Source organism: Chryseobacterium nepalense, from assembly GCF_023195755.1.
GTDB lineage: Bacteria > Bacteroidota > Bacteroidia > Flavobacteriales > Weeksellaceae > Chryseobacterium > Chryseobacterium nepalense.
The window spans coordinates 2,763,458-2,783,895 of record NZ_CP096203.1 but is presented as its reverse complement, the minus strand read 5'-3'; the positions used below and the strand labels follow the sequence as shown (position 1 = coordinate 2,783,895).

The 20,438-nt window shown below is 37.3% G+C and carries 22 protein-coding genes; 15 read left to right on the top strand and 7 right to left on the bottom strand.

Features of this window, described 5'->3' with window-relative positions:
• Window positions 1-26: 26 nt before the first annotated feature.
• The 3 genes from tgt to M0D58_RS12345 all read right to left on the bottom strand — a co-directional run bounded on the left by tgt (window position 27) and on the right by M0D58_RS12345 (window position 2,335).
• Complete coding sequence (gene tgt, locus M0D58_RS12355; RefSeq protein ID WP_248389701.1) at window positions 27-1,160, bottom strand: tRNA guanosine(34) transglycosylase Tgt; 1,134 nt, start codon at window positions 1,158-1,160, stop codon at window positions 27-29.
• Window positions 1,161-1,167: 7 nt separating this feature from the next.
• Complete coding sequence (locus tag M0D58_RS12350; protein ID WP_248389699.1) at window positions 1,168-1,545, bottom strand: DUF4296 domain-containing protein; 378 nt, start codon at window positions 1,543-1,545, stop codon at window positions 1,168-1,170.
• Window positions 1,546-1,618: 73 nt separating this feature from the next.
• Complete coding sequence (locus M0D58_RS12345) at window positions 1,619-2,335, bottom strand: polyprenol monophosphomannose synthase (protein WP_248389697.1); 717 nt, start codon at window positions 2,333-2,335, stop codon at window positions 1,619-1,621.
• On the opposite strand from M0D58_RS12345, the gene M0D58_RS12340 reads away from it, so the two are divergent.
• The 4 genes from M0D58_RS12340 (at window position 2,316) to M0D58_RS12325 (ending at window position 6,306) form a co-directional block, all read left to right on the top strand.
• The gene (locus M0D58_RS12340; RefSeq protein ID WP_312172512.1) at window positions 2,316-3,080 is read left to right on the top strand and encodes a DUF4271 domain-containing protein; all 765 of its coding nucleotides are present in this window, start codon (window positions 2,316-2,318) and stop codon (window positions 3,078-3,080) included. The two genes, M0D58_RS12345 and M0D58_RS12340, sit on opposite strands and share 20 nt — an antisense overlap.
• A gap of 12 nt (window positions 3,081-3,092) precedes the next feature.
• On the top strand, window positions 3,093-3,833 hold the full coding sequence (locus M0D58_RS12335) for a uroporphyrinogen-III synthase (RefSeq protein ID WP_248394978.1): 741 nt from the start codon (window positions 3,093-3,095) through the stop codon (window positions 3,831-3,833).
• Between the two features lie 87 nt (window positions 3,834-3,920).
• Window positions 3,921-5,969: a S9 family peptidase gene (locus tag M0D58_RS12330; protein ID WP_248389695.1), complete on the top strand. Its 2,049-nt coding sequence runs from the start codon at window positions 3,921-3,923 to the stop codon at window positions 5,967-5,969.
• Window positions 5,962-6,306: a hypothetical protein gene (locus tag M0D58_RS12325; RefSeq protein WP_248389692.1), complete on the top strand. Its 345-nt coding sequence runs from the start codon at window positions 5,962-5,964 to the stop codon at window positions 6,304-6,306. Before M0D58_RS12330 ends, M0D58_RS12325 begins: the two co-directional genes overlap by 8 nt.
• 117 nt (window positions 6,307-6,423) lie before the next feature.
• Here the strand turns inward: M0D58_RS12325 and M0D58_RS12320 are convergent, their stop codons facing one another.
• The gene (locus M0D58_RS12320; RefSeq protein ID WP_248389674.1) at window positions 6,424-6,921 is read right to left on the bottom strand and encodes an SRPBCC family protein; all 498 of its coding nucleotides are present in this window, start codon (window positions 6,919-6,921) and stop codon (window positions 6,424-6,426) included.
• Between the two features lie 192 nt (window positions 6,922-7,113).
• Here M0D58_RS12320 and M0D58_RS12315 point away from each other — a divergent pair, with 192 nt between their 5' ends.
• From M0D58_RS12315 to fabF, 11 genes are all read left to right on the top strand, one after another.
• Window positions 7,114-8,661 (top strand): sensor histidine kinase, encoded by a 1,548-nt coding sequence (locus M0D58_RS12315; RefSeq protein WP_248389671.1) that lies wholly within the window; start codon window positions 7,114-7,116, stop codon window positions 8,659-8,661.
• A gap of 79 nt (window positions 8,662-8,740) precedes the next feature.
• Window positions 8,741-9,427 carry a response regulator transcription factor gene (locus M0D58_RS12310; protein WP_027380477.1) on the top strand — a complete coding sequence of 229 codons (687 nt, stop codon included), beginning with the start codon at window positions 8,741-8,743 and terminating at the stop codon, window positions 9,425-9,427.
• Window positions 9,428-9,497: 70 nt separating this feature from the next.
• Complete coding sequence (locus M0D58_RS12305) at window positions 9,498-10,097, top strand: hypothetical protein (protein ID WP_248389668.1); 600 nt, start codon at window positions 9,498-9,500, stop codon at window positions 10,095-10,097.
• A 49-nt stretch (window positions 10,098-10,146) separates the two neighbouring features.
• Complete coding sequence (locus M0D58_RS12300) at window positions 10,147-10,512, top strand: hypothetical protein (RefSeq protein WP_248389665.1); 366 nt, start codon at window positions 10,147-10,149, stop codon at window positions 10,510-10,512.
• Window positions 10,513-10,617: 105 nt separating this feature from the next.
• Window positions 10,618-13,278: a TonB-dependent receptor domain-containing protein gene (locus M0D58_RS12295; protein ID WP_248389662.1), complete on the top strand. Its 2,661-nt coding sequence runs from the start codon at window positions 10,618-10,620 to the stop codon at window positions 13,276-13,278.
• A gap of 94 nt (window positions 13,279-13,372) precedes the next feature.
• Window positions 13,373-14,239: a helix-turn-helix domain-containing protein gene (locus tag M0D58_RS12290; protein WP_248389659.1), complete on the top strand. Its 867-nt coding sequence runs from the start codon at window positions 13,373-13,375 to the stop codon at window positions 14,237-14,239.
• A 90-nt stretch (window positions 14,240-14,329) separates the two neighbouring features.
• Window positions 14,330-14,749 (top strand): OsmC family protein, encoded by a 420-nt coding sequence (locus M0D58_RS12285; RefSeq protein ID WP_248389656.1) that lies wholly within the window; start codon window positions 14,330-14,332, stop codon window positions 14,747-14,749.
• Window positions 14,750-14,964: 215 nt separating this feature from the next.
• Window positions 14,965-15,570 carry a TetR/AcrR family transcriptional regulator gene (locus tag M0D58_RS12280; RefSeq protein WP_248389654.1) on the top strand — a complete coding sequence of 202 codons (606 nt, stop codon included), beginning with the start codon at window positions 14,965-14,967 and terminating at the stop codon, window positions 15,568-15,570.
• A gap of 10 nt (window positions 15,571-15,580) precedes the next feature.
• Window positions 15,581-16,849: an acetyl-CoA C-acetyltransferase gene (locus M0D58_RS12275; protein WP_248389651.1), complete on the top strand. Its 1,269-nt coding sequence runs from the start codon at window positions 15,581-15,583 to the stop codon at window positions 16,847-16,849.
• Window positions 16,850-16,852: 3 nt separating this feature from the next.
• Window positions 16,853-17,278, top strand: coding sequence for a PaaI family thioesterase (locus M0D58_RS12270; RefSeq protein ID WP_248389648.1), 426 nt, complete (start codon window positions 16,853-16,855; stop codon window positions 17,276-17,278).
• Window positions 17,279-17,336: 58 nt separating this feature from the next.
• Window positions 17,337-18,578 (top strand): beta-ketoacyl-ACP synthase II, encoded by a 1,242-nt coding sequence (fabF, locus tag M0D58_RS12265; protein WP_248389645.1) that lies wholly within the window; start codon window positions 17,337-17,339, stop codon window positions 18,576-18,578.
• 68 nt (window positions 18,579-18,646) lie between these two features.
• Here fabF and M0D58_RS12260 read toward each other — a convergent pair whose 3' ends face one another.
• From M0D58_RS12260 to msrB, 3 genes are all read right to left on the bottom strand, one after another.
• On the bottom strand, window positions 18,647-19,027 hold the full coding sequence (locus tag M0D58_RS12260) for a cupin domain-containing protein (RefSeq protein WP_248389642.1): 381 nt from the start codon (window positions 19,025-19,027) through the stop codon (window positions 18,647-18,649).
• Window positions 19,028-19,792, bottom strand: a complete 765-nt coding sequence (locus M0D58_RS12255) for a murein L,D-transpeptidase catalytic domain family protein (protein ID WP_248389639.1) — start codon at window positions 19,790-19,792, stop codon at window positions 19,028-19,030.
• A 128-nt stretch (window positions 19,793-19,920) separates the two neighbouring features.
• On the bottom strand, window positions 19,921-20,364 hold the full coding sequence (gene msrB, locus M0D58_RS12250; RefSeq protein WP_248389636.1) for a peptide-methionine (R)-S-oxide reductase MsrB: 444 nt from the start codon (window positions 20,362-20,364) through the stop codon (window positions 19,921-19,923).
• Between the last annotated feature and the right edge of the window lie 74 nt (window positions 20,365-20,438).

Genomic DNA, 20,438 nt, shown 5'->3' with positions numbered 1-20,438 from the left:
GGACTTCTATTTTGATATTTTTAAATTTACAATCGTTGACGAAGAACCGGAACAACCGAATTTTTCCATTCATAAAAATCTCCCGCTAAGATATGTTCTCTAGCAACTTTCACCAAATCCAGATAAAAAGCTAAGTTATGAATAGAGGCAATCTGTTTGGCAAGATATTCTTTAGAAACAAACAAATGCCTTACATATGCTTTTGAATATTCTCTGTCTACGAAACTTGTTCCAAACTCATCCAGCGGCGAAAAGTCTTTTTTCCACTTTTCATTCTTCATATTCATTACCCCTTTCCATGTGAAAAGCATGGCATTTCTTGCGTTTCTTGTGGGCATTACACAATCCATCATATCGATTCCCAGGCCGATTGATTCCAGGATATTCCATGGAGTTCCTACTCCCATAAGGTATCTTGGCTTCTCTTTTGGTAAAATATCGGTAACCTCATCGGTAATCCTGTACATTTCTTCTTCAGGCTCACCTACGGAAAGTCCGCCAATGGCATTTCCTTCAGCACCGGCTTCTGCGATTACCTGTGCGGATATTTTCCTTAAATCAGAATAGGTTGATCCCTGAACGATGGGAAACAACCTTTGTTTGTGTCCGTATAATTCGGGATTATTTTCTGTCCAGTCAATACATCTTTTCAGCCAGCGGTGCGTAAGCTCCATGGATGATTTGGCCTGGTTGTATTCGCATGGATACGCAACACATTCATCAAAGGCCATAAAAATATCAGCACCGATCTGTCTTTGAATTTCCATGGATTTTTCTGGCGAAAACATGTGGTAACTTCCGTCGATGTGAGATTTGAATCTTGCGCCTTCTTCAGACATCTTTCTGCTGCTTGCCAATGAAAACACCTGAAAGCCCCCGGAATCCGTTAAGATCGGAAGATCCCAGTTCATGAATTGATGAAGACCTCCTGCTTCCTGCATGGTGTCCATTCCCGGACGAAGGTATAAATGATAAGTGTTTCCCAGAATAATCTGGGCTTTGATATCTTCTTTTAATTCTCTCTGGTGAACTGTTTTCACACTTGCTACCGTTCCAACAGGCATAAAAATCGGGGTTTGGATCTTACCGTGATCTGTAGTAAGCTCTCCGGCTCTTGCCTTTCCCTGAGAGGTTTTTTCTATGGTAAAAAACTTTTGCATTTTATAATTATCTTGATAAAAGAGGAAGATTTTCAGTATTCCCGGTCTTACTCATTTTATCCTTTACATATTTTTCCGCCTTCGGATCTTTTTTCAACAATATTTTCTGCGCATCTTCAACAATCCCGTTCATTTTCTCCTTCACCACATAATATTTAAAGCTTTCAATATAATCCGCTGAGTTTACATGATGGGTTTTGAGAACATATCTTGTTCCTGCCTCAAGATTTGAATTCGGATACATGAAAGTTGCCTGATCGTTGATGGCCAGATCTGCCATAATTTCAGCCATTTTATCCTGTGAAACAAGATTTTTTGGCTTATCAATATAATCTCCGCATGAGAATAAAGATATCAGTACGAAGAAGAAGATCAATTTTTTCATCAGTTAATTTTTATCTGTTTTGATGAAATTCTGCAGACACCTATTCTGAGCGAATATTTATACCGCATCATTTTCATAATCTGTTGATGATTGATTTCCATTTTAAATTTAAAACTCCAAAAACCGCCTCATGAATGATTCCGCCATTCATTTTGCTTTCTCCCAGGATCCTGTTGGTAAAAATAATAGGTACTTCTACAATTTTGAATCCTTTTTTAAAAGTTCGGAATTTCATTTCGATCTGAAACCCATATCCTTTTAATCTCACATTATCCAGTCCGATTTCTTCCAATACGTTTCTTGAAAAACAGACAAAACCTGCTGTTGTATCATGAATAGGAAGTCCCAAAACAAATCGCACGTATTTTGAAGCAAAATAGGAAAGCAAAACCCTTCCCATTGGCCAGTTCACAACATTTACCCCTTTAGAATATCTTGATCCGATGGCCATATCAGCATTCAGACACGCCTCATAAAGCTTCGGAAGATCAGCCGGGTTGTGGGAAAAATCCGCATCCATCTCAAAAATATAATCGTATTTATTTTCAATGGCCCATTTAAACCCGTGAATATATGCCTTTCCTAATCCGTCTTTCACTCTTCTTACTGATAAATGCAAAAAGTGGGGATGTGTTTTCTGCAATTCTTTTACCTGCTCTGCGGTGCCATCGGGAGACGAATCATCTACTACCAGAATATGAAAGTCATCTTCCAATGCAAAAACTGCGGAAATAATATTTTCAATATTTTCCTTTTCGTTATAGGTGGGAATGATGACGAGCTTTTTCATTTCAGTTTGCAAAGATAGTTTATTTAACCTTTTTATTTTATACAAAATAATCTATAATTTTGCAAAAAAATACCCTTTGCCGTTATCACAACATTTTACAAATCACATAAGAATACCTGAGAACAACGATTGGGTGATCTTTATATTGTTGGGCTGCATCTTTTTGTACCTTTTTATGATGAATATCATTGAGAGGGGAGCCAATTTAAAAGACTTTCTGCTACAGAAATATTTTGATGCGAGTAACAATCTTCCGAGCTGGGCGATCACTTCGTGCGTTACCGCTCTTACTTTATCCGTACTGATTTCGCAGTATATTCCTACTGTCCCAAAGTATATTGCCGATCTTCAGGTCTTGGGATATCAGCTGAACAAATTCGGATTCTGTTTACTTGCAGTGATCTTTTTTTATATGATTAAATCCGGTTTGGGATTTTTATTTTTTCAGAGTACGGGTGACGGAAAAAAGTGGACTGTTTTTTATTTTACTGCGACAAAATTTTATTTTATACTGTCTTTCATCCTTATTGTTTTATGTGTAACTCACTATTATTTCCCGCTGGACAGAAATAAAATGTTTTTGTATTACTTCTACTTTTTTTCTTTTGTATTCATTTTCAAGGTTTTTTTCTATTTATTTCACAAGAATAACATCTTACCTGAAAAATGGTATTATAAATTTTTGTATATTTGCACCCTCCAAATTGCACCTCTTTTGTTGCTTTGGAAATTATTATTTTTTTAATAACTGTCAATGATGAGAATAAAGTCAATATTGGTTTCTCAACCAGCGCCAAGTGAGTCGTCTCCGTACCTGGATATTGCAAAGAAGGAAAAGATAAAAATAGATTTCCGCCCTTTCATCCACGTAGAAGGAGTTGACAATAAAGAATTGAGAACACAGAAGATCGATCTTACGCAATATACCGGAATTATTTTCACGAGTAAAAATGCGATTGATCATTACTTCAGATTAGCAGAAGAGCTGCGTTTTGCGGTTCCTGACACGATGAGATACATCTGCCAGTCTGAAGCAATTGCCAATTATCTTCAGAAACATATTGTGTACAGAAAAAGAAAGATCAGCTTCGGAGAAAAGAATTTTTCGGATCTTCTTCCTTTATTCAAAAAATTCCCGACAGAGAAATACCTTTTGCCATCTTCTGATGTATTGAGCCCTGATATTGTGAAAACAATGGAAGCCTCCAATGTAGACTGGAAAAGAGCCATCATGTACAGAACGGTTTGCAGCGATCTTACCGATATCAATGTAAAAGATTACGACATGCTGATATTCTTCAGTCCGCAGGGTATTAAATCATTACAGCAGAATTTCCCGGACTTCAAACAGGAAGAAACAAAAATTGGCGTTTTCGGAACCACAACGTTGGCTGCTGCTGAAGAAGCAGGGCTGAAAGTAGATCTTATGGCGCCTACAAAGGAAACTCCGTCTATGACAATGGCTCTGGAAAAGTTTATCAAATCGCTTCACAAGTAAGTTTTACGATAAAATATAAAGCAACCGTCTTTTCATACAGAAAAGATGGTTTTTTTTTAACTAAATTTGAACAAGAATTAATATTGAATGGAAGCTCCAAAGGCAAAAAAAATAGAAAAAATCCTTGAAACACACAGTGATAAAAGAATTGACAATTATTTCTGGCTTAATGAAAGGGAAAATCCGGAGGTCATAAAATACCTTGAAGAAGAAAATGCCTACGCTGATTTCGTCATGAAAGATACGGAACCACTGCAGGAACAACTTTTTGAAGAAATGAAAGCCCGTTACAAAAAAGATGATGAATCATTACCTTATTTTTTCAACGGGTACTGGTATATTGTTCGTTATGAAGAAGGAAAAGAATATCCTATTTTCTGCAGAAAGCAGAAAAGCTTAGACAACAATGAAGAAATAATTCTTGATGTTAATATTCTGGCGGAGGGCGAAAGCTATTTCGAAGTGGGAAGCGTTGCCGTTTCTCCGAATAATGAACTCGCTTCCTTTTCAACGGACAATGTAAGCCGTAGAATTTACAGCATCAATTTTAAAGATTTAAAAACAGGCAAAATCCTTTCGGATAAAATTGAAAATACCACTGGAAAAGCAGTCTGGACCAATGATAATGAACATGTTTTTTATATCAGAAAAGATGAAAGCTTAAGAGCTTTTCAGGTATTCAGGCATAAACTTGGAACGGATACTTCAGAAGATGTTTTAATTTTCCATGAAAAAGATGATACTTTTGATGTGAATGTTTTTAAAACAAAATCTTTAGAATATATTTTTATCGCAAGCTCCAGCACCATTTCGGACGAACATCGATTTATTCCTTCGGATAACGTTTTTGCAGACTGGACAATTATTCAACCGAGAATCGACGACCTGGAATATTCTGTGGAGCACTATGAAGACGAATTTTATATCATCACTAATGCTGACGATGCATTTAATTTTAAAATCGTAAAAACAAAGATCAGCAACTGCGGCATAGAAAACTGGGTTGATGTTATTCCTCACCGCCCGGAAGTTCTCCTCGAAGGTTTCGAGATTTTTAAAAACTATCTTGTTCTGGAAGAAAGAGAACAAGGACTCCTGCAGATTAAGATCATTGATGAAAAAACGCAGGAATCTCATTATCTGCCTTTTTCAGATCCAACATATACGGCCTATATCGGAGTGAATCTTGAATTTGACACAGAAGTATTACGCTATGGCTATACTTCCTTGACGCAACCAAGCTCAACATATGAATATAATATGAAGGAAAAAACCACCAAACTTCTTAAGCAACAGGAAGTTTTGGGCGGAAAATTCCTTGCAGAAAATTATATCTCCGAACGAATCTGGGCAGACTCAAGAGACGGAAATTCAAAAGTTCCGATTTCTTTGGTTTATCATAAAGACACAAAAAAATCTGCGGATACTCCTTTACTTTTGTATGGTTACGGAAGTTATGGACATACCGTAGACGCAAGTTTTTCGAATGTGAGGCTGTCAATTTTAGATAGAGGTTTTATTTATGCCATTGCTCATATCAGAGGCGGAGAATACCTTGGAAGAGAGTGGTACGAGGAAGGGAAAATGCTATTCAAAAAAAATACATTCTTCGATTTTATTGATGCCGCCAAATTTTTAGTGAAAGAAAATTATACGTCTGCGAAACATTTGTACGCGATGGGCGGAAGTGCGGGAGGTTTGCTTGTAGGTGCGGTTATGAATTACGAGCCATCTCTATTCAACGGTATTGTTGCTCAGGTTCCTTTTGTGGACGTGGTTACCACCATGTTGGACGAAACCATTCCATTAACGACTGGGGAATATGATGAATGGGGAAATCCAAACGATGAAGAATACTATCAATACATGAAGGAATATTCACCTTACGATAATATAGAAGCGAAAGAATACCCAAATGTACTGATTACAACAGGCTTGCATGATTCTCAGGTACAATACTGGGAACCCGCGAAATGGACTGCAAAGTTACGTGAGCTTAAAACCGACAATAACATTCTCATTTTCAAGACCGACATGAGCGCAGGCCACGGCGGAGCAAGCGGAAGATTTGAATCTTTAAAGGAAGACGCTTTAGAATATGCGTTTTTATTAAAATTAGAAAACAAAAATGATTAACGAAGCAGAATACTGGCAGAAAATAGAACAATTTTTCGTTGAAAATTTTGATACGGAAAAGAATGCACCGATAGAAACGTATCTGTTCCTGATTGGCCTTCAGGAACTGGGCAGCGGTCAGCAGAAATATACAAAAGACGACAAGGTGAATCTCATTCATATCGCAGTATGCAGATTACTGGAACCTTTCGGATACTATAAATTTTCTCACTACGATGATGACGGCTATCCCCATTTTGAAAAACTGGAAGATCTTCCCGAGCTGAAACCGAATGAACAGCAGCTTTTAATGAAAAAAGCGATCATTCAGTATTTTCAGGATGAAGAAATTGTTTAAATTAAAATGAAATAAAAAATGGAAAGTAAATACTTTCCATTTTTTGTGCTTTAATTTTGATTAAAGCCTGTGAAATTTTACATTAAAAAACGGACTAAAGTCCGCTCTTATTAATATTTAAATATCATAACTACTGAGAATACTTTCCAATTGATTTAAACCCGCTTTGAAACCTTGTTCAAATCCCATCTCCAAAAGCTGGTTCATCGCTTGTTCAGATGCAAAATGAATATTTACCGTTACTTTCGTACCCTCTTCCACTCCTGTAAATCCGAACAGCCATTTTGTTTCTGGAAAATCCGGGTTTGCATTTCCGTTTTCATCGCAGAAAGAGTCTGTCCCGTCGAAGCTCCGGTGTTCCGTTATTTCTCCGTACTTTACTTTAGCATAATGCCTTTCTCCTTCAGGACCTAGCATTGAATACAGCCAGGTTCCTCCTTTTTTAAATTCGTGAGTTTTTGTTTCACATTGCCATGGTTTTGGAGCCCACCATTGATCAAGCAATTCGGATTTCGTGAAATAATCCCAAATTACAGAAACTTCAGCATTATACATTTTCATGACATAAATACTGGCAGATTCCGGATCTCTGTTAAAAATGATTTCAGATTTCATATTATTTTATAGATACAAATCTAGTTTTTATTTAGAGAACACTCTTTTTCTATGATAAAGAATTAAAAATTTATAAATAAATGTTAAAAAACGCATTTTTAAGAAAAATTACACAATTTTATGGCTCGTTTTTTGTTTATGAACTCATAAAATATTTAATTTTAACATTCTGTTTTTTAAATTTATTAAGTAATGAATAATAAATTCATCCCAATAATATCGGTGTTTATGACGATTTCACTGATTGTATTCGTCACGCTCCAGTTTTATTGGCTGAAAAGATACTATGGTGCATTGGATCAGGATTTTTCTTCCAAAGTTTACTCTGCACTGGAAAATACATCAAAAATTATTGGTGAGGCTGAAGTGGATAAGTACCTGAATGTTGAAAATAAAGATTTCAGAAATACCATTCTTGCTAACAATAATCAGCCTTCTCTTACCACCATACAGCAGGTAGAAGATTCCGGAACACAGAGACAAATTGTCTACTCCAAAAGTATTATTGAAAAGAACCAGCTTCCCATTTCGCCAAAAGGAGACTCCCTGAATCTCACCAAACTGTATTCAGATGAAGCATCCTACAAAATAAAAAGAGATACTACTAACCGCGAGCTTCTCACGGCAGATATCAACCGTGATATTGAAAATGGTGATTATGCCATGAAAGAATTTGTGAAAGTAAGTGGTAATAACCTGCCGATTACTAAAAGAGTAGATGAAAAAACATTGGATTCCGTGATTACCAAAGAATTGAGGATAAGAGGAATTTCGGCGACTTTCGGGTATGGAATTATCGATAAAAGCAATAAGCTTACAAGTGTTGCCAACAAACTGTACAAGGAAAAAAATAACAATAATACGTACAGCTATCCATTATTTACAGATTCTAAAGAAAGAACATTATATACACTGGCGCTGGTTTTTCCTAAAAAGGAATATTCACTGGCAATGAACAACTGGCCGATGCTGCTTGGAACTTTCCTGTCTTTGCTTACGATTCTGGGAATTTATATTATCTCCATCAATTACATGATGAGACAGAAAAAACTGGCAGAAGTAAAAACGGATTTTATCAATAATATGTCTCATGAGTTTAAAACGCCGCTGGCAACCATTTCCGTAGCTACCGACTCTCTGGCAAATGATAAAATCGCAACCAATCCGGATAAGGTAAAATACTATTCCGAACTGATAAAACAGGAAAACCTGCGCATGAAAAAACAGGTGGAGAATGTATTAAACATGTCGAAGCTTGAACGGAATGAGGTAAAATTATTCTTAAAAGAAACCAATGTAAGAGAGCTCATTAAAAGGACAACAGAATCTTTTAATCTCATTATTCAGCAAAGAAACGGAACGCTGATCCAGGAATTCAATGCAACGGAATATAATTTTAAAATTGATGAATTTCACATTTCCAATATGCTGGTAAATCTTCTGGATAATGCCAATAAGTATTCTCCTGAAGCACCCGAAATTTCTATAAAAACAAGAAATGAAGGACATTGGTATGTGATAGAAGTTTCAGATAAAGGAATGGGAATGGAAACCCAGAATAAAACGAAAATTTTCGAAAAATTCTTCAGAGAAGAAACAGGAAATATTCATAATGTAAAAGGACAGGGGTTAGGACTTTCTTACGTGAAAAAGATTGTAGAACTTCATAAAGGTCAGATCCTGGTAGATTCCCAAAAAGGAAAAGGGAGCATATTTACCATTAAGCTGCCGATGAATTAAATAGAAATCAACCAAATAAACAAATATAAGGAGAGAGTGACATGTTCATTCCAGTTGTTAAACATTAATAAGTCAAACTATGAGCAACAGAATATTATTAGTAGAAGACGACCAGAGTTTCGGGGCAGTACTGAAAGATTATTTAACCATCAATAACTTTGAAGTTACTCTGGCCACAGATGGAGAGCAGGGATTAAAAGAGTTCACCGAAAATGAATTCGACATCTGTATTTTCGATGTGATGATGCCTAAGAAAGACGGATTTTCACTAGCTGAAGACGTAAAAAAAATTGATAAAAATACACCTATTATTTTCCTGACTGCAAGAAATATGAGGGAAGACATCCTGAAAGGATACCAGCTGGGGGCAGATGATTATATCACCAAACCTTTTGATACGGAGTTGCTTCTGTATAAAATAAAAGCGATCCTTCAGAGAAGTTCAACGCTGGAAAATGAAGAACAGGAACAATTCAAAATCAGTAACATCTTCTTTGATTCCATGCTGAGACAGCTGAGAGTGGGAGACAATGAATATAAGCTTTCCCCTAAAGAAAACGAACTGCTGAAACTTCTGTGCATTCACAGAAATGATTTTATGCCAAGAGATCTTGCCCTAAGAAAAATCTGGAAAAAAGAGAACTACTTTACAGCAAGAAGTATGGATGTTTATATTGCAAAATTACGTAAGCTGCTGAAAGATGATGAAGGATTGGAAATCATCAACGTACATGGTGAAGGATTCAGGCTTTTGGTTAAAAATTAATTATAAAAATCCTTATGATAAATATAAATTAGCAAAACAATTCAAAATGTTTTGCTAATTTTGTTTTTATATGAAGAATATAATTTTTAGCGTAATTGCTATTTCTATAGTAACAGTTTCTTGTAAAAAAGACGAAAGGGCTACTTATATTAAAGAAGAAGCCGGTGTTCAGCAGCCTGCCATGATGGCAAATCAGGCTCCCAAAGCTTCATTGCTGGACCAGGCCGGAATCCAGCCTGCACAAACCCCTTCTGCTACAGCAGCAGTGACAGCTCCCGGAATGAATCCTCCTCACGGACAGCCGGGCCACAGATGCGACATTCCTGTAGGACAGCCTCTGAACAGTAAACCTGCACAGGCTGCGACAGCAACAACTAATCAGGCACAAGCCATCCAGATTGATCCCAATTCTTTACAGCCCGGAAAATTCTCTGTGGAAAATGGAAAAGCTCAAAATATTAAAACAGCAAAAGGAATGAATCCGCCGCACGGAGAACCGGGCCACAGATGTGATATTCCCGTAGGACAGCCATTAAACAGCAAGCCTGCCGCCCCTCAAGCCGTACCGCAGAACATTGCCCAAAATACGCCTGCTCCTGTGCCTACTCCCGCACCAACAGGTCCAAAACCTGCTTTAAACCCGGCTCATGGAGAAGCCTGGCATAATTGAAGCGTAAAAGTTGGTGATCCTTTACCATAATTTTTGTATTTTTGCATTGATGAAACTCATTCAGATCATAACAATTGTTTTTTGTTTAGGAATTTTCCTGATTCCTAAGGATAACTTTTATGCTCAGAATAAGCAGGAAACATGCTGCAAAGAATCTTCGAAAAACTCATGCTGTAAAAAACAGCATACAGAACATTCTAAAGAAAATCACAGCAATAAACAGAAAAGTTCTTGTAATGATGATTGCTGCTCTTATTGCGCAATGTGTTACAGCTTTATAGAAACACCTTTTTCCAGAAGTCTTAAACTGGATATTTCATATTATAAATCCAACAAAAATCTAAATTTCCAGTACTCCGACCCTTATCTTTCTGGTCGTCTGAGAGAAATCTGGCAACCCCCGAAATTAGGTTAATTAATAAGAAATAACAATGTACCAGTTATCAGTCTATTAATGATTGTTAGACAATTAAATTGTTAATGGCTACATTAATTTAATTAATCTAAATCTTAAACAACAATGAAATTATATATTTCCAGGATTATTCTTGGTCTATTCTTATTATGTTCACCTTTCGTATTGGCACAGCATCTTTCTAAAAACCAGTTTAAAGTTAAAGGAAACTGCAACTTGTGCAAAGAAAGAATTGAAACAACCGCAAAAAAAGCAGGGGCAAAAACAGCAAACTATTCTGTAGACTCACAGATTTTAACAGTAGAAACGGATGATAATGTTTCCCCAAACGAAATTTTAAAAGAAGTTGCAAAGGCCGGGCATGACAATGAAAAATTTCAGGCCGATGAAGCTTCTTACCAAGCACTTCCGGCCTGCTGTCATTACGAAAGAAACAGTACACAAACTTCCGAAGAGCATCACATGCACGCAAAGGCGGAAAATGAATTTTATGTAAAAGGAAACTGCGAATCCTGCAAAGCAAGAATTGAAAAGGCAGCAAAAGATGCCGGAGCAGATTCTGCAGAATGGAATGCAGAAAAACAAACTGTCGCTTTAAACTTTAATTCCCAAAAAACTTCAGCAGATGCCATATTAAAAAAGATTGCGGAAGTAGGACACGACAATGAAAAGTATAAAGCCAACGACAGCACTTACAAAAATCTGCCGTCATGCTGCTTATACGATAGGGAAATTCCGTTTGGAGAGACCAATCCGAAAGTCCATACTGAAGAAACTGCAGAAGCCGCTCACAACCATAATGCAGGAACCAGTCATGAAAAAAACATTGAAGGCGTTACCGTAACAGCATCAAAAGCATCCACTTCACTTAATAAAAAAGAAGCCGGATTAATTTTTAATATCGATAAAAAAGAATTATTGAAAGCCGCGTGCTGTAATTTATCCGAAAGTTTTGAAACAAATGCAACAGTAGATGTTTCTTTCAGTAATGCGGTAACAGGTACCAAACAGCTGAAAATGTTGGGCCTGGATCAGAAATACACCAGCCTAACCAAGGAATTGCTTCCGGAGATCAGAGGACTTGCTTCCGCTTACGGATTAAATTTTATTCCCGGAAGATGGATTGAAAGCATTCAGCTTACAAAAGGAGGAAGCACTGTAACAAACGGTTATGAAAGCATAACAGGACAAATCAATACAGAATTACTGAAAAATTCTGAAAAACCTGAAACTTCGCTAAACCTTTTTGCAGATTTTAACGGAAGAACTGAAGCTAACATCACCAGTATTTCCAAGATCGACGACAAATGGTCACAGACTTTTCTCCTTCACGGAAATGGAACTTTCGGTGATACGGATATGAATGATGACGGCTTTTTAGACAGGCCGAAAGGCACACAGCTGAATGCCGCGTACTTACTGAATTACAACGATCTGGAGAAATCGGGATTCGGTTCTCATTTTGGAATTAATTTTATTAAAGATGAAAGAACTGCAGGCCAGGTAGGATTTGATAAAAAAATTCCACAGGACAAACAATCTCTTTACGGTGTAGGCATCGATATTTCAAGATTTCAGGTATGGAATAAAACAGGCTATGTTTTTAAAGGGAAACCTTACCAAAGCCTTGGCTGGATGAATCAATATACTTTTCATCAGCAGGACAGCTTTTTCGGATTGAGAAATTATTCCGGAAAACAGCATACCTATTATTCAAATTTAATTTTTGAAAGTATTCTTGGGAACACGAATCATAAATACAAAGCCGGTGCAAGCTTCATGTATGACGGATATGACGAAAACTATTTAACGCAAAATTTTAAAAGAAACGAAATTGTTCCGGGAGCATTTGCAGAATATACTTTAACAGGATTAAAATATACATTGGTTGCAGGAGCAAGAATTGATTTTCATAATTTAGCGGGAACACAATTTACCCCGAGATTGAATTTCAAATATGATATTACTCCACAGACTATCTTAAGACTGTCTGCAGGAAGAGGCTTCAGAACGGCTAATATTTTTGCGGAAAGCCAACAGTATTTTGCCTCCAACAGAACGGTTCAGATTCTTGAAAATGGCGGTAACATTTATGGCTTGCGACCTGAAATAGCCTGGAATTACGGAGCCAGCCTTCAGCAGGAATTTAAACTGTTCGGAAGAAAATCTTCGATTATAGCAGATTTTTTCAGGACAGATTTTCAGGATCAGGTGATGGTAGACCTTGACCGCTCACCTCAACAGCTAACCTTTTATAATCTTGAGGGAAAATCTTTTGCCAACTCATTCCAGACCCAGTGGGATCTAATGCCTTTCAAAAACTTTGAATTGAGATTTGCCTATAAATATTATGATGTGCAGGCCGATTACCTGAACGGAAGAAGAGCAGTTCCTTTTATGGCAAAACACAGAGGCTTTGTAAATGCAGCCTATTCAACCAATAAAAATGATAAAGGCGGCTTCTGGAGCTTTGACACGACTTTAAATATCGTAGGAAAACAAAGGCTTCCGGATACTTCATCCAATCCTTCACAGTTTCAGCTTGCAGCATATTCACCATCATACAGTGTTCTGAATGCACAGATTTCAAGAAATTTCAACCAGAAAATAAGAGCTTATCTGGGTGGCGAAAACTTAACTTCGTACTCACAAAGCAACGCGATTGTCGATTTTAAAAATCCTTTCGGAAATTATTTTGACGGCGGAATGGTTTACGCTCCTATCATGAAAGCCAATTTTTATGTAGGACTGGATGTAACATTCTAATCTTTACAAATATTTAACCTTAAATTAAATAGCATGGTTTCAATCGTAACAAAAGAAACCATGCTTTTTTGTATCTTTAAAGTAAAGTAAAATCATGTCGCAAACGCTTATTTTTGAAGATCAGTATAAAAGACTCGGTATTGAAAATTTTTGGGAAAATAACCTTGAAACCATTAATGGTAATAAATTTCGTTATGACATTAAAATCATGTTTATTCCGGCGGGTTATGAGATATCGGTAGATTTTAATTACTTTGAGATTACTCAGCCCAGCCTTTTTTTCTTAACGAATCAGCATGTCAAAATTATAAAAGCGCAGGAAAAGGCAAAATTACTATACTACAATCGTGATTTTTACTGTATCCAAATCCATGATAAAGAAGTTGCTTGTGACGGACTTTTATTTCATAATATTTTCGAAATTCCTTTTGTAGAGCTTGATAATGAAGAAAACATCATCATTCAGCAGCTTTTTCAAAATATAGAGCACGAGCTTGAATCGAAAGATTCTTCTGCAGAAGAAATGATCCGGACGTATGTGAAGCAGATCATCATCCGCGCTACCAGAAAATGGAAAAAACAGAACCTTGACAAGGGATCTATAAAAGTCCCCAGTAATGAAGTCGACATTTTCCGGGATTTCAGCAGGCTTATGGAAATCCACTTCAGAGAAAAACATAATGTATCTGAATATGCAGAGCTTCTGCATATAGCTCCCAAAACATTAACCCATAAATTTAAAAGTCTACAACTAGAATCTCCCAATCAGCTAATCATCAACAGAATAATTCTTGAAGCCAAAAGACTTCTTATTTATACCGATAAAACCGTAAAAGAAATTGCCTATGATTTGGGATATGAAGATCCGGCATATTTCAACCGCCTCTTTACGAACAAAACAGGAAATACTCCTGCGCATTTCAAAAAAAGTTATACATCGGGAAAAAAGTACAACATTTAAGGTCTTTTATGTATTTATCCAGACAAAAACACAATATATCTTTGTAACATCAAAAATAAACAATAGTAACAATAAAAAAATTAAAGTATTATGAGACGTAACGCTACAGCCGTTTGGAACGGTAACATCAAGGAAGGTAAAGGACATTTAACTACCCAAAGCACAACCTTAAACGAAACGCAATATTCATTCAACAGCCGTTTTGCGGACGGAGTAGGCACAAATCCTGAAGAATTGCTGGCTGCAGCTCATGCAGGATGTTTTACCATGAAATTAAGCGCAGAACTTTCCCAGGCAGGATTTACCCCTGAAGAATTAAAAACAACTTCTGTAATTACCCTTGATCCTAGTGTAGGAAAAATTACAAAATCAGAGCTTACTTTAACGGCAAAAGTTCCGGGAATTTCAGAAGAAGAGTTCCAGAAATATGCTAAAATTGCAGAAGAAGGATGCCCTGTAAGCGCTGCATTTAATTTTGAAATTACCCTAAACGCAACTTTAGAAAATTAAGATCCCATAGTTGCTACGATTAAAAATCAATAGGAGCGGGCTTTAGCCCGCTTTTGTTTAGTATACCTTGGCTTTAACCAAAAATTATGAATAAAGAATTTAATTGTATCCTATTTGATGCTGACAAACTATACAGATATTATTTAAATTTAATCATAAATTAAAATATACCGATTGGTATATTTTCTGTATATTTGTATAAAATTCTGATCTAAATGTCTAAAGCTGAAAAAACAAGACAGTTCATCATTGAAAAAACGGCATCTCTTTTTAACACCAAGGGATATACCTCTACATCACTTTCAGACATTACAGCAACTACCGGGCTCACAAAAGGAAGCATCTACGGAAATTTTGAAAATAAAGATCAGGTCGCTTTAGAAGTATATAAATACAACGCCGGTCTTTTAAAACAAAGCATGTCCCGGTCTTTCGGTGATGAATTTCCCTCTACGATGGATAAGTTAAATGCATTTGTTGCATTCTACAGAAAAAACTGGCAGTCGGTTTTTTTAAACGGAGGTTGTCCGCTGATGAACGCTGCCACCGAAGCTGATGACACTTTTCCTTTACTTAAAAAGCAGGTAACTCAATCTTTCACAGAATGGATCTCCAAGATTTCGGAAGTAATTATAGAAGGTCAGAAAAGCGGAGAGTTGTCTGCCAATGCTGATTCGGAAGAATATGCTTCACTTTTTATTATGCTGATTGAAGGCGGAATCTTATTATCTAAAACAACCGGAGAAGAAAAATTTTTAAACCAGGCATTAGACAGAGTTTTACATATCATTAACAAAGAACTGAATATACATCCATCATAAATATCACCCTATGGAAACAAAAAGAGTGGCCATCGTAGGATACAACAGAATCCCGTTTGCCAGAATTAATACTGCTTATACGGAGAAGAGCAATCAGGATCTGCTGACTGCCGCACTGAACGGGCTGATCCACCGCTGCAACCTTCAAGGAAAACTTTTGGGAGAAGTTGCCGGAGGCGCTGTTATTAAACATATTTCCGAAAGCAACCTTATCCGGGAATCGGTGATGGAAACGGCTCTTGATCCCGCCACTCCCGGATGTGACCTTCAACAGGCCTGTGACACAGGAATTGAAGCAGCAATTTATATTGGAAATAAAATTGCTTTAGGCCAGATCGAGAGTGGTATTGCCTGTGGCGTTGAAGCGATGAGCAATATTCCATTCGAAACCTCTGTCCGATTGAGAAAAGCTTTACTAAAGGCCAATAAAGAAAAATCTGTTTTCAGTAAAATCAAACAACTATTAAACCCGAAATTGAAAGACTGGATGCCGGTTCCATACAAAGGACAGGAACCTAAAACGGGGCTTGTGATGGGTGGACATACGGAAATTACTGCAAAATATTATAAAATTTACCGTGAAGATCAGGACCTACTGGCATTTAAAAGCCACCAGAATATGGCAAAAGCATACGATGAAGGTTTCTTCGATGATATGATCTCTCCTGCTTTCGGATTGAATAAAGACAACAATCTCCGCCGCGACACAAGCCTTGAAAAACTGGCCCAGCTAAAACCCGCCTTTGATAAACAAAACGGAACTTTAACAGCGGGAAATTCCACACCGTTTACCGATGGCGCTTCTGCCATTTTACTTGCCAGTGAAGAATGGGCAAAAGAAAATAATCTTCCGGTTCTGGCCTATATCACATATGCTGAAGTAGCAGGAATAGAATACGTCGAAAATAAGCAGAATTTATTGCTTGCTCCGGTTTTTGCCGCCGACAGAATGCTGAAAAAAGCAGGAATGAACCTTGAAGATTTCGATTATTATGAAATTCATGAAGCTTTTGCTGCACAAGTTTTAGCGACATTAAAAATCTGGGAAAACGATGATGTGGCCAAAAAATTCGGACTTGAAAAGTCATTAGGAAAAATTGACCGGAATAAACTGAACGTGAAAGGCGGAAGTCTTGCTGCCGCACATCCTTTCGCGGCAACAGGGGGAAGGATCATTGCCACTCTGGCAAAACTTTTAGATGAAAAGGGCAGCGGAAAAGGTTTCATTTCCATTTGTGCAGCCCGCGGGCAGGGCGTTACCATGATATTAGAAAAATAAATAATGGACAGACTTGCGCAATTAAAACAGTTTATAGGAAAAGAATTCACCCAATCGCCATCCCCTTTTATGAAATGGCTGAATCCTGTAATTCTTTCCGCAGAAGAAGGACAATTGGAATTTCAATACACCATACGACACGAATGGCTTAATCCTGTGGGAAATCTCCATGGTGGCATCACAGCCGCAATTATCGACGATATCATTGGCGCTACTATGTTTTCGTTAAATGAAAAATCTTTCATAACTACCATCAATAATGTCATTGATTATTTTTCTACCGCCAAAGAAAATGATATTATTGTTGCAGAAACAAAAATCATTAAAAGAGGAAAGCAATTCATAAATGTACAGTGTGAAATCTGGAATGCAGACAAATCACGGATTATTGCAAGAGGAACTTCCAATTTATTCAAAATAAACAATTAAAAATATCATCGTTTTATAGATTGATGATACATACCCAATAAAAGATAAATATCTATCAATGAAAAGAGTAGTCATTACAGGTCTCGGCGCAGTAACACCTTTGGGAAACAACGTAGGAGAATTCTGGAAAAACAGCATCAACGGAGTAAGCGGAGCCAACAAAATCACTCATTTCGATACGGAAAAATTTAAAGTGCATTTTGCCTGCGAAGTGAAAAATTTTGATCCTAAAGCTCATCTAACGCACAACGAAATCAAAAGAAGTGATCTTTTTTCACAATACGCCATGTATTCAACAGCTGAAGCGCTGAAAGATTCAGGGCTTGAACTGGAAAATATGGATCCCTTTGACACCGGCGTGATCTGGGGAACCGGACAAGGCGGAATGTGGACCTTTGAAAGTGAAGTCATGAATTTTGCGGCAGGCGACGGGACACCAAGGTTCAACCCCTTTTTCGTTCCGAAGTTCATCGCCAATATGGCTTCAGGAATGATTTCAATGAAATTTGGACTGCAAGGAATCAACTATACAACGATTTCAGCATGTGCTACAGGGAATACGGCATTGATGGATGCTTTTAATTATATAAGGCTTGGAAAGGCAAAAGTTATTGTGAGCGGAGGATCCGAAGCAGCCATTACACCAGCTTCCATCGGAGGATTTTCCATTATGAAAGCAATGTCTACAAGAAATGATGATTTTGCAACTGCAAGCCGGCCTTACGATGCAGACAGAGACGGCTTTGTTATGGGAGAAGGGGCAGGTGCTTTAATTCTTGAAGAATATGAACATGCAAAAGCAAGAGGCGCAAAAATTTATGCAGAACTTGTGGGAGCTGCCATGACTGCGGACGCCTATCATATGACCGCGCCTCATCCGGACGGTATCGGAGCCATTAAAGCCATGCAGCTTGCATTAAAGGAAGCTCAGATCAACACGGAAGATATTGATTACATTAATCCTCACGCAACCTCAACCCCGATGGGAGATCTTGTGGAATTGAACGGAATAAACAAATTATTTAAAGGAAGTAAAAACCTCGATATCAGTGCAACAAAGTCGATGACAGGGCATTTGCTGGGGGCAGCAGGAGCCGCCGAAGCGATTTTATCCATTAAAGCCATCGAGACAGGAATTATCCCGCCAACTATTAATCTTCACAACATAGATGAAAATATTCCCAGAGATATCAATATTGTTTTTGGAGAGGCTAAAGAGAAAACCATCAATTACGCTCTGAGCAATGCTTTTGGTTTCGGTGGCCATAATGCAACATTGATTTTCAAGAAGTTTTCATAATAAATATTCTTATCAAAAAAGCAGTCTGCTATTCAGACTGCTTTTTTATTTAATCAATTAAAATAATTCTAATGATGATCAGAAATGAAGAAACTGTCGCCATGATCAGGAATAGGAATATAAAGCCTTTCCCATATTTCTCCTTCTTCAAATTCCCAGCTGTGCCCTTTTCCTTCTACGTCTTCAGCGAGTAGAATAATTCCGGGTTCAATAAGAAATGTATTTCCGTTACTCACTTTAAACCGGATTTTACCCTTTACGGTTACCACATATTGTTTTCTGGGTGCAGGATGATCAGATTTCTCCCATTCTTCAACGGTATTGCTAATGCGGAAAGAAGTTGTACTGATTGTTTTCAGAACAGGAAGTTTTCCCGTTTCAAAAGTACTGCTTCCGTCAGGAGTGTTCATTAATCGTATTGCTGGAATAAATTCCGAAGTTTCATTCATTTATATTGACGTTTTCAGCCATTCTGATTTAGAAAGATAATTTTGGTCAGGATAATAGATAAAAAGAAGATTTCTCCCTTTGATCGTATTAATGATTGGCTGGGTAAGATCTCTGGGTACAGCCGGACAACCCCAGCTTCTTCCGATTCTTTTGTGCATTGCTGCAAATTCATCACTTACATAATCTGCGCCATGCATTACGATTGCTCTTCTGTACGCCGCATCATTAAATCCTTTATCCATTCCCAGCAGTCTCAGGGAAAATCCATTGTCCCCATTGTATGTTGCATCCGTAATATAAAAACCTAAACTGCTCTGAAGTGAGCTATCGGTATTAGAAAAATTCGTTGCAAACTCTTCTCCGGTATTTTTACCGTGCGCTACCAGTGAGTTGAACAATACCTTTCTCTCATTCATATCAATTACCCAAAGTCTTTTCGTATTTGAGGACATGGAAAAATCGCATACCGTAAGTAAATGCGAATCCTGATTAAGCAAACCAGCTTTCTTCAAATTCTCAAACCCTGTTAAGGCTTTGAAGAAAACTTCTTCGTTAAGCTCATGCCCTTGTTCAAATGCGATAGACCTGTATAACTCTTCTGAGGATGATACTGTTTTCTCTGTGGTGTTCTCCGATTTTTTGTCGGCTACTCTTTCAATCTTTTTTGTACTGATTTCATTCTTTGTCTCTTTTTTTTCTGGTGACAGGTAGAATGAAGTAGTGACCATGTAAACAATACTTAATAAGCTATAAAATCCTTTCATTCAATAATATGTTAAATCCAATTGAGTCAGCAAATGTATAAAAACATACCTATCTGGAAGAATAACTCCACTAGTTTAACTCAAATTTAAGAAACTTTAACTTACTGATTTCGTGAATAAAAACTATTTTATATCTGTTCATCCGAAACAAACTCCAGGCTTACGGAATTCATACAGTACCTTAATCCGGTAGGCTTCGGCCCGTCGTCAAAAACATGCCCAAGGTGGGAATCACATCTTTTACAAAGTACTTCTACCCTATCCATTCCGTAGGTTACATCTCTTTTATAATAAACCCCTTCTTTATCTGCTTCAAAAAAGCTCGGCCAGCCGCAGCTGCTGGAAAATTTTTCAGTAGACCTGAACAGATGATTTCCACATACCGCACAATAATATTCTCCCAGTTCATCAAACTCATTGTATTTTCCGGTAAAGGCTCTTTCGGTTGCCGCTTCTCTTGCTACAGCATAGAGTTCCGGCGAAAGTATTTTTTTCCATTCTTCGTTGGAAATATTCACCGCTGTTCTGTCTGTTCGTGAGTAGTATGGATTGTTTTTTGCTTCGTTTTGCATAAGATTTACTTAAAGATTTAGGTAACTAAAAATTGAACCACAAAAATTATAAAAGTTTTTAGCCAAAATTGATC